This is a genomic window from Williamsia sp. Y712 (assembly GCF_059445525.1).
In genome coordinates, this window is sequence record NZ_JCAIUN010000001.1 from 2,823,369 (window position 1) to 2,840,171 (window position 16,803).

Consider the following 16,803-nt stretch of genomic DNA (forward strand, 5'->3'; position numbering starts at 1 on the left):
GGGCAGCGATGACAGCCTGGTTGCTGAAACACAAGATCATGCTCTCGAATTTCGCCCTGGTACTCGTGATGCTTGTGGGCCTCGGGTATCTGAGTCTGGGCGTGCTGCGCTGGCGGCCGCTCGACGAGACGTACGAGCTGACCGTCGAGTTCGCCAATTCCGGTGGTGTGCAGAGCACATCGGACGTGACGTTGCGCGGGGCCAGGGTCGGCGCGGTCGACCAGATCCGGACCACTCCGACCTCGGTCGAGGTCACGGTCGTGATCGACTCCGAATACAAGATCAGCAAGGATTCGCACGTCGCCGCGCTCGGGTTGTCTGCCGTCGGAGAGCAATACGTCGACTTTCAACCGAGTACCGTTGACGGGCCGTACTTTTCGAATGGTGACAAGATCTCGACCACACAGACGTCGTCGACGGTCGCGTTCCCCAAGTTGCTCGAGTCGTCGCTCGACGTGGTCCGCCAGATCGACGCGGAGAAGCTGAGCATCACCATCGACGAGCTCGACGTCGCGCTCGACAGCGGTGGAAAGAACCAGTTGCGGGCGCTGTTCAACAGCGGCGGTGTGATCTTCGCCGATCTCTATCGGGTACTCCCGGAAACGGTCACGTTGATCCAGAACACCGGAACGATCCTGGAGACCACGGCCGACATCCAGCCTGATCTGGGTACCCTGACCACCGGCATCAGTGAACTGATCGACGCCCTGGTCGCCTCGGATCAGGAGTTGCGTACCTTCCTCGGCCAGGCGCCTGCGCAGCTGACAACCCTGAGCGGATCGCTCAACCAGCTGACCGATCCGTTGTCGGGTGTGCTCACACAGTTCCTCGACATCGCCGAGCAGGGCGCATTACGTGCTCCGGCCCTGGTGAATCTGTTCCCGGCGATCCGCGACGGGGCAATCACCTCGCAATCGATGTTCCACGACGGTGCGTGGTGGGCCTACGGGTCGATCTATCCACGTCCGTATTGCGAGTATCCGGTGTTGCCGGAACCGCCGACCGAGATCCTCGAGGCATCGGTGCCGGTCAATCTGTACTGCGTGACAGAGGATGAGACACAGCAGATCCGGGGAGCGTCCAACGCCCCACGTCCGTCCGGTGACGACACCGCCGGACCGCCCCCGAACTTCGATCCGAATGCACGTACCGCCCCGTTGGGCTGAGCGGCGAGAACACCACGCGCCGCCGTCCGAAAATTGTTATGAGGTAGAAACGCCCTATGGCCGAGAACAACAAGCCCGAATCCGAAGCTGAGTCCACCGAGGGTGTCTCGATGAGCAAGAAGCCGACCGGGAAGCCGCGCCGCAAAGTGGTGGGTTCTGAGGCCGACGTCCCGGCTGACACCGCAGTGCCGGGACGCGTCATCAGCGAATCGAATACGAAGAGCGGCAAGCAGATCACCATCAGCGTTGCGGTTGTCGGAAAGATCCTTGCCGGTGCTGTGGTTGTTGCGCTGCTGGGGGCCGTGATCTTCTTCGGCATCAACTGGAAGTCGGACAAGGCAAAGCTCGACGCCGCATCAGATGCCAAGTCCGCGTCTGACTACTTCGTCACCCAGCTGCTCGATTCGATGAACACCACCACCGCCGGCGAGTACGTCAATCGGATGTCGCCGCTGACCGTAGGTGCCTTCCGGGACAACCTGCTCAACGAGCGGGAGAAGACCCAGACCGACATCGCGTCGATGCAACTCAAGATCACGCCGGAGATCTGGTCGTCGGGTGTGGTGTCGAATACGACTGATACGGCGACAACCCTGGTGGTCGCCGAGATCACCGGCACCAGCAGTGTCGCGACCACCCCGGTCACCAACCTGGGCATGTTCCAGCTGACCCTGGAGAAGCACGACGGGAAATGGCTGGTGTCCCAGATGGATCCGGGTCCGTCGAGCACCGGTGCCGGTTCAGCGGATCCGAGCGCAGGCGTGGATCCTGGCGCTACCGCGCCGGCTCCGACCACCGAGCCCGCACCGGCGCCCGCTCCGGCCGGTTGATCGGACAGGTACTCCCCGAATCAGATCCGTTCGAGGATCGCGACCGCGGTTCCGAAGCGCGCGATCTGCACGGTTCCGGACATGTCGCTGCCGGTCAGGAGTTCTCGCCAGGTACCGGGGGGTAGGTCGAGTGTTGTCTGTTCCCAATGCCGTTGGTCCAGGCTCACCGTCCAGCGGCATCCGACCAGGATCACCGAGACGTCCGCGCCGGGTTCGCTGCGTCCGAATGCGATGACGTGCGCGGCTGCGGGTCCGTCCGCCGACAAGGGGAGGTACTCGCCTGCGGTGAACACCTCAGGACGTCGGCGGCGCAATTGTGCTGCGGTGCGCACGATCACCACCTTGGGGTGGTCGACCGACTGCGTGTAGTCGACCTGGCGACGGTTGTCGGGATCAACGAGTGAATCGTCGAACCATTCGGTGCCCTGGTAGACGTCGGGGACTCCCGGCGTCAACATGGCCAGCGCCTTGTGTAGGAGCGCGTCGGATTCGACGTGTGATCGAACAACTTCCAGTAGGTCGGTCAGGTCTTTGGCGCAGGGCCCGTCGAAGATGTTGTCGATCCACGCATGCACTGCCGACTCGAAGGTGGTGTCGACCTGGGTCCAGGTTGTGCCGACCGCACCTTCACGGATGGCCTTTGTCGCGTATTCATGGAAGCGGTCTCGCAGGTCGTCTGTGATCACGCCGTCCACGGGCCAGATGCCGAAGAGGTTCTGCCGCAGGAACAGTCCGGTGACTCCGTCGGGCGCCGGGTTACGGGTCTGTGATCGATCCACCAATTCGGTCCAGCGCGCGGGGATCTGGGACAGCACGCCGATGCGGGTGCGGACGTCCTCGCTGCGTTTGGTGTCGTGTGTCGAGAGTGTGGTCAGGGCCCGGGGCCAGGCGGCGGCCCGTTCGACGTTGATGCGGTGGAACTCTTCGATCGAGTCGGCGAATGTACCCGGATCGCCGCCGACTTCCTGCAGGGCCACCAGTCGGGCGGTCCGGTAGAAGAGGCAGTCCTCAACACTTTTGGCGGTGACTGCACCGCAGACCTGCGCCAGACGTGCTCTCGCCTCGGCGTCGGAGTCGACGGCCGCACCGATGAGGTCGAACGCTCCACTCAACGCGGGTAGCCGTTGCTTTTCGGTGGTCAGTACAGACTCCAGGGTTCCGGCCAGAACCGGGTAGTCGCTGCGGTATACGCCGAGGGAAGCGATCACCGCGCCGATCGCGGAGTCGACTTCGGCCGCGGAAGGTGCCGGGGTATCGGGAGATGTGCCGGCTGCGAAGGCCAAGAGTGTGCGCCGGAGCCGGGCACGTTCGGCAGGGAAGGTGTCGGACAGGATCGACAACTTCAGATGCCGCTCGGTGGCCTCGATCCATCGGTGGTCACCGCGGTCGCCCGCGTACCGTTGATGGAGATCACCCAGGGGCTCTTCGCCATTCGGGTCGACGAGAACAGCTCCGACGGAACGCAACATCTCGTACCCGGTGGTGCCGTCCACCGGCAACGACGGATCGAGCGGTTCACCTTTGGAGAGGATTTTCTCGACCAGCAGGATGCGGTCCGGTCCGAGGTCGTCGCGGAGGTTGCGCAGATAACCTTGCGGGTCGGCCAGACCGTCGGGATGATCAACCCGGATCCCGTCGACCAGATCTTCCTCGATGAGTTGCCGGACCAGGGTGTGGGTGGCCGCATACACGGCCGGATCTTCTTGCCGCAGTCCGGCGAGCCCGTTCACGGAGAAGAAGCGGCGATAACCGAGGACACCGATGTTCCACGGCACCAACCGATATGACTGTCTGTCATGCACTGCGACCGCTGATTCCCGCGCCTGTGGGTCGTGGGTTCGGGGAGCGAGTGGAAAGCGGTGTTCATAGAACGCGAGCTCGGGCTCCGGGCCGGAGGTATCGACCTCCAGGGCATCGAGGTCGTCGGGTGAACCCAGAACGGGCAGAGCGATTTTGCCGTCGGCCCCGTTGTCCGTCGACCAGTCGATGTCGAAATACGGCGCGAACTCAGAGTTGGCACCCAGTCGTAGTACGTCCCACCACCACGGGTTCTGCCGCGGGTCCTCGACGCCGGTGTGGTTGGGCACGATGTCGATGATCAACCCGATGCCGCGATCGGCGGCTGCGCGACGCAATTCCCGGAGACCGTCGATGCCGCCGAGTGTGGGGGAGACCTCGGGAGGCGGCACCCAGTCGTAACCGTGCGCCGATCCCTTCTGAGCGGTCTGCACCGGCGACAGGTACAGGTGGCTGATCCCCAATGCCGCATAATGATCGAGATTTCCGACGGCGTCGGCGAATGTGAAACCACTGTTCAGCTGAAGGCGATAAGTGGCGGTGGGAGGCAGGATCATCAGTTCACCTTGCGCAGGACCAGCAACGACCTTCCGGTGACAAGGACGGGGGTCCCGGCCTTGGCGATGACCGCGCTGTCACCGAGGGGATGCGCGGTGTCGAGTACACCCGCCCACTCGTTGGCGTAGAAGGTTGTGGGGAGCTGGAATGCGATCGGCTCGTAATGCGCGTTGAAGCACATCAGGAAGTCGTTGTCCTGGACCACCCGTCCACGAATGTCCTTCTCGCCGATGGCCGAACCGTTCAGGAACACCGCGAGGGACTTTCCGAAACCGCTGTCCCAATCCTCTTCGGTCATCTCGTGGCCCGACGGGGTGAGCCACGCGATGTCGCGGGGCTCGTCCCCGGAACGGATGGGCCGTCCCGCGAAGAACCTCCGACGACGGAACACCGGATGCTCTTTGCGGAGTTCTATGACCCGGGCAGTGAAATCGACAAGTTCGGAATTGGTCTCTGCCAGAGACCAATCCATCCAGGCCAGAGGGCCGTCCTGGCAGTAGACGTTGTTGTTGCCCTGTTGCGTCCGGCCGATCTCATCTCCGTGGGCGATCATCGGGGTGCCCTGGCTGAGCATCAGGGTGGCCAGGATGTTCCGCTGCTGGCGAGCCCGCAGGTTTTCGATCACCGGATCATCGGTCGGACCCTCGACCCCACAGTTCCACGACCGGTTGTGACTCTCGCCGTCCCGGTTGTCCTCGCCGTTCGCCTCGTTGTGTTTTTCGTTGTACGACACCAGGTCTCGCAACGTGAAGCCGTCGTGCGCGGTGACGAAGTTGATGCTGGCGCTGGGGCGACGTCCGGTCGCCTCGTAGAGATCAGATGAACCGGTGAGCCGGGACGCGAACTCGCCAAGAGTTGCCGGTTCGCCCCGCCAGTAGTCGCGCACGGTGTCGCGGTACTTGCCGTTCCATTCGGTCCACAGGCCCGGGAAGTTGCCGACCTGGTAGCCGCCTTCGCCGATATCCCACGGCTCGGCGATGAGTTTGACCTGGCTGACCACCGGATCCTGTTGCACGAGATCAAAGAACGCCGACAGGCGATCCACATCGTGTAGTTCTCGGGCCAGGGTCGAGGCCAGGTCGAAACGGAATCCGTCGACATGCATTTCGAGAACCCAGTACCGAAGGGAGTCCATGATCAGCTGCAGGGTGTGCGGATGCCGGGCGTTGAGACTGTTGCCTGTTCCGGTGTAATCCATGTAGGCCCAGGGCTCGTCATCGACGATCCGGTAGTAGGCGGCATTGTCGATGCCGCGGAAGGCGATCGTCGGTCCCATGTGGTTGCCCTCGGCGGTGTGGTTGTAGACCACATCGAGGATGACCTCGATACCCGCGTCGTGGAATGCCCGGACCATGGCCTTGAACTCGGGCACCGCGGCGCCGGCCCGCTTGTTCGACGCATAGTCGGCGTGGGGTGCCAGGAATCCGAAACTGTTGTAGCCCCAGTAGTTTCGCAGGCCCTGATCGAGCAGCGTCTGGTCCTGCAGGAACTGGTGCACCGGCATCAGTTCGATCGCTGTGACGCCGAGCTTTGTCAGGTGGTCGATGATCGCCGGATGCGCCAGCCCCGCATAGGTTCCGCGGAGTTGTTCCGGGACCTCGGGATGGGTGGCCGTCATACCCTTGACGTGGGCCTCGTATATGACGGTCTCGTAGTACGGACGGTTGGGCGCGCGGTCATTCTGCCAGTCGAAGAATGGGTTGATCACGACCGAGGTCATGGTGTGTCCCAACGAATCCAGGCGCGGAGGATCTCCGAACAGTGGGTCGGGCTGCTCGGATTCCGGCTCTGCCTCGGGCTCGGCAACGGCGTCCTCGGCGTCGGTCTCGGCGGTTGCCACCTCCGCGGTGTCGATGAGGTCTTCGGATTCGCTCGAGAGTTCGGTCGCGGTGTCGGTGACCTGGACCTCGACCGCACTGGCGGCCATGGTCTCGGCGACGGATTCATCTGTTGACGAGTCGGTTTCGTCTCCGGTTGATTCCCCGGACGAAGGTTCGGAAGCGGCCGGTTCGGGAGCCGGGGGATCGAGAGCGATCGGATACGAATACAGCGACGCATCGCCGTCGAACTCTCCGTGAAACGACTTGCCATACGGGTCGACGAGGAGCTTGGACGGGTCACATCGCAGACCCTGCCGGGGATCGTAAGGTCCGTGGACGCGGTAACCGTATCGCTGCCCTGGAGAGATCGTGGCCAGGTATGCGTGCCAGACGTAGCCGTCGACCTCTTCGAGCTCGATACGCGTCTCTGAGCCGTCTTTGCTGATCAGGCACAGCTCGACCTTGGTCGCAACCTCAGAGAACAGCGAGAAGTTGGTTCCGGTGCCGTCGAACGTGGCGCCGAGCGGGTAGGCCGTACCCGGCCACACCATGAGTTCTTCGACCTCTTCGGTGATGGCGGCGCCGCTCTGCGCGGGCATCGCGGCCGGTGTGTCCGATTCTGGCGTACTCACCTCGGTGGATACTTTGTCGCCGGCGTCCTCCGTGAGCGCACCACCGTCAGGCGTCGTCATCTGCACTCTCGATTATTCATGTCCATGACCCTACTGGGACGCGGGCCGAGCGGCACTCGGAGCACAGGGCAGCACCGTGGCCGCAATCTGCTGGTTACGTCCAGGGTAGGGCGGCCTGCATCTGACGCTGCAATTCCGGGATCAGGCTACGGATGAAGGTGGCACTGAGGTGGTGCCAATCCTTGTAGACGGTGATGTTTCCCACGACAGCGGGACATGTTGTGTCGTCGCACAATCCCGCGGTGATATCGAGCGGATGCAGATTCGGGTAATCGGGCACCACGTCAAGCGCCGGATCGGTAGGCGCCAATGCCCACGCGCGGGACGTGCTGCAGTCGTCGTTGGAACTCTTCGATAGGCAGTCCGGGGTGTTGATGGCTCCGTCATCGTTGTGTGGCCAGGGGGTGTCGCGTATGCCCAGGACCGGGATGTCGGCGGCGGCGAACTGGGCGAAGATCGGCAGGTAGTCGTCGGGAACCCAGTCGCCGGGATCGTTGTCGCGAGGCCGGGTCGAGTTGGTGAACACCGCGTCGGGCCGGTCGGCGATGATCATCGGCATCACCTTGTCCACCCACGCGCGGCATTGCGGGTAGGGGACTCCGGACTGCTTGGGTTCTGCCTCGGCGGTCAGGGGGCACCCCATCTTCAGATAGGTCCTGACCTTGAAGTGGTTCTGCTTGCCGAGGATGTCGAGCGCAGTGATCCACATCTCTGCATGAGAACCGCCTGCCAGCGCAATTGTTTTGGTGGCCTGCAGATCTCCGTACTCACCGATGTGGACGTCGCCGTCATCGAAGTCACTGATGTGCCCGTTGAACGAGGTTGCGGGCAGGTCCATGACAACTGCCAGCGGCGAGGGCTGCGGATCGACGTGGGGTACTGCGACACCGTCGAGGAGTGCGCGCGCACCGGGGTAGACGCGAGTATCGAGGTTCGTGGTGTCGACGGTCAGATTGGTCGCGTGGCTCTCCCACGCCTTGATCCCGGCAGTCATCACGATGGCGCCGACCAGCAGGAGGCTGCCTGCGATCGTCGAGTAGTTCAGCAGACGACTACGCCACGGGCGCACTGGCGTGGCGTGGGCGGGCTGATGGCGCAGCGGGGGCGTCCCCTCGGACGGTGGGCTGTTCGTCCCAGCGCCTTGTCCGGCTCCGTGTCCGTGAACGGACACCGAACGCGGTGCCCGCAGCGGATCCTCGATGTAACGCTTTGTCAGCCAGGCCAACGCGATCGAGAGCGCGATCAGGGCGGTGCCCTCGAGGACGGATGCGTCGTTCTTGTCGCGCCAGCTCAGGTAGAAGATGAGCAGCGGCCAGTGCCACAGATAGAGCGCATACGAGATCGAGCCGAGCCAGACCATCTGCCGGCCGGCCAAGGCATTGCTGACCGCGGGCCGGTCGACCGACGACCCACGCCGGACCGCGTTGTTGCCGGACCAGATGATCGCCAACGTGGAGAGCACCGGAACCAGGGCCCACGGTCCGGGGTACTGCTCGACACCCACGATCCACCAGCCGCAGCTGATGATCAGGCCGAGTGCGACGATCGCGACCAGGTTGCGGATCGCGTTGGGGACACGCCACTTCGGCATCCACACGGCGAGCAGGCCGCCGGCCAGCGGCTCCCAGGCGCGCGAGATGGTGTCGTAGTAGTTGAACTGCTGGTTCACGCCCATCCGCATATGCGCCCAGTAGAACGACACCGCGGCAACGCCGAGGATCGCCACACCGATGACCACCCGGATCACCGTCGGGTCGGCAAGTTTCTTGAATCCGGACCGAACCAGCAACTTGATGGCACCGGCAAATGCGAGCGCGGTGAGCATCGTGACCACGAAGAACTGACCCTGCACCGACATCGACCACAGGTGCTGCAACGGGCTGTTGGCCGAGCTTGCCGCGGTGTAGTCCTGGGAATTGAAGGCCAGGAACCAGTTCTGGTAGTAGAACAGGCTCGCGATGACCTCACGTCCGGTGGCGAGCCACCGGGTTTCCGGGAAGATCAGCAGCATCCCGAGGCTGATGACGATCAGGATCGCCACCATTGCGGGTAGCAGGCGTCGGGCCAGCCGCGTCAGGCGTTGGACCGGGTTGACGGTCTTCCACAGTGTGGTCCGCTCGTCCTGGCTGACGATGGTGTGCCGCAGGAGCGAGCCGACAAAGAAGTAGCCCGAGAGGGTCAGGAAGACATCGACGCCACCGGAAACCCGGCCGAACCAGATGTGAAAGCAGGCCACGAGGACGATCGCGAGGCCACGGAGTCCGTCGAGGTCGGTGCGGTAGGTCGGCACCGTGTCGGGGGGAACCGTGGCGTTCCGCGTGTCAACGCTGGGCATAGCAGTCAATGGTCTGGTATCTCGTTTGTTCGGGGTCTGCGGCGCGGTAGTCGGAACGCAGCAATTCGTTCGGCTGTCCAGCCACGTAATGTACCTGCCTTAGATCAGAATCCCCGGCTCGGATCCACCGCGCGCCCTCACTAGTGTGGATCCGTGCCCAACTTTCCCGACACTTCGAACGAATCGGCTGCGCGCTCCGCAGCGGAGATCAGCAGGCTCGATTCCGAGCTGATCTGGCATCCGTACGGCACGATGCCGCATTCGGCGCCGGTCCCGCGGGTGGTGCGCTCGGCCGAAGGCGTGCGACTGACGTTCGCCGACGGGACCACGGTGGTCGACGGGATGAGTTCGTGGTGGGCGGCGATCCACGGCTATCGCAATCCGGTGCTCGACAATGCTGCGCGCACCCAGCTCGACTCGATGGCGCACGTGATGTTCGGTGGCCTGACGCACGAGCCCGCGGCCCGATTGGCCGAGTTGCTGGTGGAGATCACCCCGGAAACATTGCGCACCGTGTTCTTCTCGGACTCGGGATCGGTGTCCGTCGAAGTCGCGGTGAAGATGGCTCTGCAGTACTGGCGGGCTCGGGGCACAACAGGTCGAAACAGGCTCTTGACCTGGCGCGGCGGCTATCACGGTGACACGTTCACACCGATGAGCGTCTGCGATCCCGAAGGTGGGATGCACTCACTGTGGACCGACGTCCTGACCCGGCAGGTCTTTGCGCCCGCGCCGCCTGCCGATTTCGAGGCCGACTACGTCGGCGAGTTCGAAGAACTGGTGATCGCGCATCGGGACGAGCTGGCCGCGGTCATCGTGGAACCGGTGGTGCAGGGTGCCGGAGGGATGCGTTTCCACGACCCCCACTACCTCGTCGAGCTTCGCCGAATCTGCGACGAGCAGGGGGTGTTGCTGATCTTCGATGAGATCGCCACCGGATTCGGTCGGACCGGAGAATTGTTCGCCGCCGACCACGTGGGCGTCTCGCCCGACATCATGTGCGTCGGCAAAGCGTTGACCGGCGGCTATGTGTCGATGGCAGCAACTCTGTGCACACGTGAGATTGCCGACACCATCTCGGGTTCGGCCGTCGGAGTGCTCGCGCACGGCCCCACATTCATGGCCAATCCGTTGGCGTCGGCCATCGCGGTCGCCTCGACCGAACTGTTGCTCGAATCGCCATGGCGCGATCGGGTCGCCCGGATATCGGCGGCTCTGGCCACCGGGCTGGCGCCGCTGTCGGAGCTGCCAGGGGTGCGGGAGGTACGCGTCCTCGGGGCCATCGGAGTGGTGCAGGTCGACGACCCCGTCGACATGGCCGTTGCGACGGATGCTGCCGTGGATGCCGGCGTCTGGTTGCGACCGTTCCGCGACCTCGTCTACACGATGCCTCCGTATATCTGCACCGAAGCCGACATCGACACACTGATCGGTGGAGTGAGTGCGTCCGTACGCGCCGCGGTGGCGGGCCATGCCACAACATCTGGCTCTATGAGAGGCTTCTCACAGTGAACCCGCTGACGCCGAACTCCGCCGATATCGACACCGCGCTGGACTGGCTCCATGAGGCCGCCGACGTTCGCGCGGCGGAAGGCCTGCACCGGACGTTGGTGCCGCGTGGGACCGACGACCGGTTGCTGAACCTGGCGTCCAATGACTACCTGGGGTTGTCCCGCCATCGGGACGTCATCGCGGCCGCACACGAAGCGCTCGATCTGTGGGGTGCCGGATCGACATCGTCGCGTCTGGTCACCGGAACCACCGAGATCCACGAAGCGCTCGAGAACGACCTCGCGGATTTCCTCGGTTATGAAGCGGCCCTGGTGTTCTCGTCCGGCTACGTCGGCAACATCGCGGCCGTGTCGGCGCTGATGGGTCGCGGCGACCTGATCGTCTCCGACGGGGGTTCGCACGCATCACTGATCGACGGGTGCCGTCTGTCGCGGGCCCGGGTGGTCGTCGTCGACCGCGGTGACCATGCGGCGGTGCGACGGGAATTGGAAGGGCGCAGCGAGCAGCGGGCGATGGTGGTCACCGACTCCGTGTACTCCATCGATGGTGCGATCGCCCCGGTTGCCGAGTTGTATGCAGCGGCCCGCGCCAACGGTGCGGTGCTGCTGGTGGATGAGGCCCACGCCTTTGGGGTTCGGGGCACCGGCGGTCGCGGGGTTCTGGACGAAGCCGGACTTGCCGGCGCCCCCGACATCGTCACCACCGCGGTTCTCTCGAAATCGCTTGGCTCGCAAGGCGGTGTGGTCCTCGGATCGACGATGGTCCGCGATCATCTGATCGATCGCGCCCGCACATTCATCTTCGACACCGGTCTGGCGCCCGCCGCAGCCGGTGCCGCGCAGGCCGCGTTGCGAGTTCTGCGCGCGCAGCCTGATCTGGCAACTCGCGTGCGTGCCAACGCTGCCCGGCTCGCGAGCCTGTGTGGGGGCACGGAGTCGGAGGCGGCGGTTGTCTCGATCATCATCGGCGATCCGGCCAAGGCGTACGCGGCCGCGCAACGTTGTCGCGACCGCGGAGTGCTTGTCGGGTGCTTCCGTCCGCCGTCGGTGCCACCGGGCACGTCGCGGCTGCGTCTGACCGTTCGCGCAGATCTCTCCGATGACGACATCACCCGAGTGGCCGAGGTCGTCACGGCCGTACTCGCCGAGATCTGAGGGCGCACTGTGAGACTCGTGATCACCGGGACCTCGACTGAGGTCGGTAAGACCGTGGCAACCGCCGCGGTGGCAGCGGCGGCCATGGCTGCGGGGGCGAGCGTGGCCGTGTGCAAACCGGCGCAGACCGGGGTCGGGCCGGGCGAACCCGGCGATGTCGACGAGGTGATCCGGCTCGCGGGGGTCACCGCCACCTCCGAGCTCTACCGCTTTCGTGATCCGCTGGCACCGTCTCGTGCGGCCGCACGTGAAGGTGCCGCACCGGTGGATCTGCAGGTGATCATCGACGGCATTCGCGGGTTGGATTCGCACCACCTCACGCTGGTGGAGGGTGCCGGAGGGGTACTGGTACGGCTGGCACCTGACATCACCATGCTCGACGTTGCGGCCGGGATCGGTGCGCCGCTGCTGGTTGTCGCCGCTGCCGGGCTCGGCACGCTCAACCACACAGAGCTCACCACGTCGGCGATCAAGGCCGCCGGCCTCGAGTGCTCCGGCATCGTCATCGGCTCGTGGCCATCGCAGCCGGGTCTGGCCGAACTGTGCAACCTCGACGACCTGCCGGCCCTGACGGGGGTCCCGGTGGTCGGGCGGATCCCCGCGGTAGCCGGAAGCCTACCGCGCAGTAGTTTTACTTCGCAGGCATCTGGATGGTTTGATCCGAATTGGCTTGCGGGTCTGTGACCCACTGCCGGGTACCCGGTGTGCGTGATGATGCACACTGAGACCTCAACGTTCGCGACAAAAGGGAGGCCCCACGTGACCCAGGCGCCAGTACGTACCGACATACTCGACGTCGCACGTGAGCAGGTGTTGGAACGCGGGGAGGGGCTCAACCAGGAGCAGACGCTGCAGGTATTGCAGTTGTCCGATGACCGGTTGACCGATCTGCTGCAACTCGCTCATGACGTACGGATGAAGCATTGCGGTCCAGAGGTCGAGGTGGAAGGCATCATCTCCCTCAAGACCGGCGGCTGTCCCGAAGATTGCCACTTCTGTTCACAATCAGGACTGTTCGCCTCGCCGGTTCGCAGTGCCTGGATCGACATCCCGGCATTGGTCGAAGCCGCCAAGCAGACCGCCAAATCGGGTGCCACCGAGTTCTGCATCGTGGCCGCCGTACGTGGACCCGACAAGCGCCTGATGGCGCAGGTGGCCGCAGGCATCGAGGCCATCCGGGCCGAGGTCGACATCCAGATCGCGTGCAGCCTGGGCATGCTGACCCAGGAACAGGTCGATGAGCTCAAGGCGATGGGGGTCCATCGCTACAACCACAACCTGGAGACCGCGCGGTCGCATTTCCCGAACGTGGTCACCACCCATAGCTGGGAAGAGCGTTTCGGCACGCTGAAGATGATCCGCGAGGCCGGGATGGAGGTGTGCTGCGGCGGCATCCTGGGAATGGGTGAGAGCCTCGAGCAGCGCGCCGAGTTCGCCGCGGACCTGGCTGCACTCGATCCCGACGAGGTTCCGCTGAACTTCCTGAACCCGCGTCCCGGAACCCCGTTCGGCGACCTCGATGTGTTGCCTGCGGCCGAAGCGCTCAAGGCTGTTGCCGCGTTCCGATTGGCACTTCCGCGCACCATCCTGCGTTTCGCGGGAGGACGCGAGATCACGCTGGGTGATCTGGGTGCCAAACAGGGCATCCTTGGCGGGATCAACGCAGTCATCGTGGGCAACTACCTGACCACGTTGGGCCGCCCTGCCGAAACCGATCTGGATCTGCTCGACGAGCTGCAGATGCCGATCAAGGCACTCAACGACTCGATTTGATCAGCGATCAGACGATGAGCGACATCCCGACTCCGTTGGCCGTCCCGATGGTCTACGGCGTGTACACCGGGGTGAAGCTCGATGTCGAGGACCCCGATTCGATTCCGCGGGCGGCGCAGCTCGGGCTCGAGCCACCGCGCTACTGCGGACAGTGTGGCAGGCGGATGGTTGTCCAGGTTCGCCCTGACGGCTGGTCGGCGCGGTGTTCGCGGCACGGTACCGTCGATTCGGTGGAGCTGTATCAACGTTGACCGGCAGGGTTCGGTCTGTGGGCTTTGTCTCGGCAGGTGTGGTGCTTGCCGGGATTTTATGGGGTCTGATCTGGGGTTTGTTGACCCCGGGCATCGAAGGGCGCATGGTCGCGCCGGATCGCGCTGTCGCAACGGGTGATGCCACGTCGGAGTTCACGGCCATCGGCTTGTACTTCTCGGTCGCCCTGATCGCCGGCGTGGTCCTAGCGGTGGTCTTCTGGATGCCGCCGCGACTGCGGGGGCCTGCCGGTGTCACCGGTTTGGCGTTCGGTGCGATCGCCTCCGGTGTGGTCGCGGTCTGGGTCGGAGACCTGGTGGCCCGTCAGCGTTTCCCCGGGCGCGACGGGGTGGCCGTCGGCGACGAGTTCACGCAGGCACCGAGCCTGCGTATCGCGGGGGCCTACCTCGACTTCGGGGGAGGGATCGGGTTCTCCTGGGCGTTGCTGGTCATCGCACCGCTGACCGCGATGCTGACCTATGTGGTGCTGGTGGTCATGAATCGGTCCGGTGATCTGGGATTCCCGGACGAGACGATCGCGCTGGACGCACCGTCGGTCCGTGTCGGATGACACGCCGGCTGGGTGACCCGCCGCACAGGCGATAGTCGAGCAGCAGCACAATTACTGCGTGACCTCAGCAACGGTGCTCAGTCCTCGTCGTAAGACCGCGATTCTGGTGACCTGCTGTCTGAGCCTGCTGATCGTGACGATGGACGCGACCATCGTCAACGTGGCGATCCCGTCGATACGTGCGGATTTTGATGCCAGTGCGTCGCAGCTGCAATGGGTCATCGACATCTACACCCTGGTGTTGGCCAGCCTGCTGCTCTTGGCCGGGACGATGGCCGACAAGTTCGGTCGCCGTCGCGTGTTCCAGATCGGTCTGACCACCTTTGCGCTCGGTTCGCTGCTCTGCAGTCTGGCCCCGAGCATCGAGGTGCTGATCGCGGCCCGCTTCGTCCAGGCCATCGGCGGTTCGATGCTCAACCCTGTTGCGATGTCGATCATCACCAACACCTTCCCTGGCCGGGTGGAGAGGGCTCGGGCGGTCGGGGTGTGGGGCGCGGTGGTGGGTATCTCGATGGCTCTGGGGCCGATCGTCGGCGGGACCGCGATCAAACTCTTCAGCTGGGAAGCGGTGTTCTGGATCAACCTGCCGATCTGCGTGATCGCGGTGGTGGCCACCGCACTTGTTGTGCCAGAGTCGAAGTCGCTGCACGTGCGTAGTCTCGACCCGGTCGGTCAGACGCTGGCGGTGGTCTTCATGGCAGGCCTGGTCTTCGGGCTGATCGAAGGACCCTCGATGGGTTGGACCGATCCGGCGACGATCGGGATCTTTGCGATCACGGTGGTGGCGTTCGGGACGTTCTGTCGCTACGAACTGCGTCACCACGACCCGTTCATCGACCTACGGTTCTTCCGCAGCATTCCGTTCTCGGCCGCCACGGTGAACGGGATCTGCGCTTTTGCGGCCTATGGGGCTTTCCTCTTCGTGGTGTCGATCTACCTGCAGAGCATCCGCGGATTCAGCCCGATCGAGACCGGGCTGATGTTCCTGCCGTTGGCGGCGGGGACGCTGCTCTTCTCTCCACTGTCCGGGCGGCTGGTCGGGCACTACGGCACCCGGCCCTCGCTGGTCGCTGCCGGGACACTCCTGACGGTTGCGTCCGTATTGATGTCGACGATCGACGATGTGACACCGGTCTGGCAGCTGCTCATCACCTTTGGCTTGTTCGGAATCGGTTTCGGCATGGTCAACGCGCCCATCACCACCGGCGCGGTCAGCGGCATGCCAAGGGATCGGGCCGGGGCGGCTTCGGCGATCGCATCCACCAGCAGGCAGATCGGCGTGAGTATCGGTGTGGCGTTGTCGGGTGCGATGGCGGGTTCGGTGATCGCGGGCGACCGCGGGACGTCATCGGCTTCGGACATGGCGCCGTTGTGGTGGGTCGCCGCCGGACTGGGTGCGATCATCCTGGCAAGCGGCATCTACTCGACCACGAGGAAGTCGTTGCAGACGGCAGACCGCGTGGCGGACCTGTTCGCCGAAGCGGGGGAGCAGCCGGAGACAAACCCGGTGGGCAAGTAACACAGCGTCTTTGGCCCGACTGGAGGGGCTACATGGGTGGGCGCAGTGTTGCGAACTCGTCGGTGATGCGCAGTTGTTTGTCGGCAAAGCGGTACAGAGCGGGCGGCCGTCCACCCGACGGACCGGTTCGGCCGACGGTTCCGGTCGCGGTGATCACGCCGCGGCGCGAGAGGATACGCAGCAGATTGGTCGAGTCCACCGGATAGCCAAGGGCTGCGCAGTAGATGTCGCTCAGGGCTGACATCGAGAACTCGGCGGGCGCGAGTGCGAACGCGATATTGGTGTACGAGAGCTTGGCGGCCAACCTCGAGCGCGCCCGTTCGACGATTTGGCGGTGATCAAAACTGATCTCCGGAAGATCTGAGACCGGGTGCCAGCGGGTGTCCGGCGGCAGGTTCGGTCGCGAATCCGACGGCACCATGCCGAGGTAGGACGACGCGATCACCCGCGGTCCGGGGATGCGGTCGGGTTCGGAGAACACGGACAGCTGCTCGAGGTGGGCCACCTGGCGTAGGTCCACCTTTTCGGCGAGCTGTCGCAAGGCTGACGACTTGAGGTCCTCGTCATCCTGCAAACCGCCACCGGGCAGCGACCATGAACCGGCCTGCGGATCAAAAGCGCGCTGCCACAACAAGACCGACAGCACGGGCGGCTCGCCGGCCTGATGCTCGCGGACTTGGAACACGGCACAGAGGACTTCATGGAAGACACTCGGCGACGGCATGGCTGCGAGTGTAGTGGGTGCGCTGCGGCACCCCGGACCAGGCGTGACCGGGGTATCGCAGGGGCGGAGTGTGAGGGTGCGCACATGCCGGGTGCTAGGATCG

The 16,803-nt window shown here is 64.4% G+C and carries 13 protein-coding genes; 9 read left to right on the plus strand and 4 right to left on the minus strand.

The window, feature by feature from the left end; all coding sequences use genetic code 11:
* The first annotated feature begins 8 nt into the window (after positions 1–8).
* Complete coding sequence (locus AC1D75_RS12925) at positions 9–1,166, plus strand: MlaD family protein (RefSeq protein ID WP_495515588.1); 1,158 nt, start codon at positions 9–11, stop codon at positions 1,164–1,166.
* Positions 1,167–1,222: 56 nt separating this feature from the next.
* Positions 1,223–1,996, plus strand: a complete 774-nt coding sequence (locus AC1D75_RS12930; protein WP_495515589.1) for a hypothetical protein — start codon at positions 1,223–1,225, stop codon at positions 1,994–1,996.
* A gap of 20 nt (positions 1,997–2,016) precedes the next feature.
* On the opposite strand, the gene treY is transcribed toward AC1D75_RS12930, so the two are convergent.
* The 3 genes from treY to AC1D75_RS12945 all read right to left on the minus strand — a co-directional run bounded on the left by treY (position 2,017) and on the right by AC1D75_RS12945 (position 9,198).
* Complete coding sequence (gene treY / locus AC1D75_RS12935; RefSeq protein ID WP_495515590.1) at positions 2,017–4,350, minus strand: malto-oligosyltrehalose synthase; 2,334 nt, start codon at positions 4,348–4,350, stop codon at positions 2,017–2,019.
* Positions 4,350–6,863, minus strand: a complete 2,514-nt coding sequence (gene glgX, locus AC1D75_RS12940; protein WP_495515591.1) for a glycogen debranching protein GlgX — start codon at positions 6,861–6,863, stop codon at positions 4,350–4,352. Before glgX ends, treY begins: the two co-directional genes overlap by 1 nt.
* Positions 6,864–6,957: 94 nt before the next feature.
* A complete protein-coding gene (locus AC1D75_RS12945) occupies positions 6,958–9,198 on the minus strand; it encodes an acyltransferase family protein (RefSeq protein ID WP_495515592.1) in 2,241 nt (746 codons plus the stop codon).
* A 153-nt stretch (positions 9,199–9,351) separates the two neighbouring features.
* Between AC1D75_RS12945 and AC1D75_RS12950 the strand changes: the two genes are divergently transcribed.
* The 7 genes from AC1D75_RS12950 to AC1D75_RS12980 all read left to right on the plus strand — a co-directional run bounded on the left by AC1D75_RS12950 (position 9,352) and on the right by AC1D75_RS12980 (position 15,976).
* Positions 9,352–10,710, plus strand: coding sequence for an adenosylmethionine--8-amino-7-oxononanoate transaminase (locus AC1D75_RS12950; protein WP_495515593.1), 1,359 nt, complete (start codon positions 9,352–9,354; stop codon positions 10,708–10,710).
* A gap of 5 nt (positions 10,711–10,715) precedes the next feature.
* The gene (locus AC1D75_RS12955; RefSeq protein WP_495516074.1) at positions 10,716–11,864 is read left to right on the plus strand and encodes an 8-amino-7-oxononanoate synthase; all 1,149 of its coding nucleotides are present in this window, start codon (positions 10,716–10,718) and stop codon (positions 11,862–11,864) included.
* Between the two features lie 18 nt (positions 11,865–11,882).
* A complete protein-coding gene (gene bioD, locus AC1D75_RS12960; protein WP_495515594.1) occupies positions 11,883–12,548 on the plus strand; it encodes a dethiobiotin synthase in 666 nt (221 codons plus the stop codon).
* 75 nt (positions 12,549–12,623) lie between these two features.
* Entirely contained in the window at positions 12,624–13,637 is a 1,014-nt protein-coding gene (bioB, locus tag AC1D75_RS12965; RefSeq protein ID WP_495515595.1) for a biotin synthase BioB, read from the plus strand.
* A gap of 14 nt (positions 13,638–13,651) precedes the next feature.
* A complete protein-coding gene (gene bsaP, locus AC1D75_RS12970) occupies positions 13,652–13,888 on the plus strand; it encodes a biotin synthase auxiliary protein BsaP (protein WP_482145730.1) in 237 nt (78 codons plus the stop codon).
* 17 nt (positions 13,889–13,905) lie between these two features.
* A complete protein-coding gene (locus tag AC1D75_RS12975; protein WP_495515596.1) occupies positions 13,906–14,457 on the plus strand; it encodes a DUF2567 domain-containing protein in 552 nt (183 codons plus the stop codon).
* A 58-nt stretch (positions 14,458–14,515) separates the two neighbouring features.
* Positions 14,516–15,976 (plus strand): MFS transporter, encoded by a 1,461-nt coding sequence (locus tag AC1D75_RS12980; RefSeq protein WP_495515597.1) that lies wholly within the window; start codon positions 14,516–14,518, stop codon positions 15,974–15,976.
* A 28-nt stretch (positions 15,977–16,004) separates the two neighbouring features.
* Here AC1D75_RS12980 and AC1D75_RS12985 read toward each other — a convergent pair whose 3' ends face one another.
* Positions 16,005–16,700 (minus strand): NUDIX hydrolase, encoded by a 696-nt coding sequence (locus AC1D75_RS12985; protein WP_495515598.1) that lies wholly within the window; start codon positions 16,698–16,700, stop codon positions 16,005–16,007.
* Between the last annotated feature and the right edge of the window lie 103 nt (positions 16,701–16,803).